The following is a 298-nucleotide window of genomic DNA, read 5'->3' as shown; positions in this document are numbered from 1 at the left end:
CGCCCGCGCCAACCAGGACACCGTCGACGACGCCCACCAGGGCAAGCCCACCACGATCGACGTCCTCGCCAACGACGCCAACCCCTTCCCCGACACGCCCCTGGAGATCGTGGGTGCCGGTGTCGAGACGGGCCAGGGCGACGTCTCCTACGCCGGGGACGACGTCACGATCACCCCGGCCGAGAACTACGTCGGCATCATGGTCGTCACGTACCGCGTCCAGGACGCGACCAAGGACGCCGACCGCCTGGTCGAGGGCCGCGTCCAGGTCAAGGTGCTCGGCAAGCCCGAAGCTCCT

At 69.8% G+C, this 298-nt stretch carries 1 protein-coding gene; it reads left to right on the top strand.

The annotated features are described in order from the left end of the window. Window positions 1–298 (top strand): Ig-like domain-containing protein (locus tag ABWU78_RS20975; protein WP_439159405.1); only part of this gene is annotated, 298 nt, incomplete at both ends.

This window comes from Cellulosimicrobium sp. CpK407 (assembly GCF_051844275.1).
Classification (GTDB): Bacteria; Actinomycetota; Actinomycetes; order Actinomycetales; family Cellulomonadaceae; genus Cellulosimicrobium; species Cellulosimicrobium cellulans_G.
The sequence above is the reverse complement of the archived record's forward strand: the minus strand, read 5'-3'. Positions and strand labels throughout refer to the sequence as shown.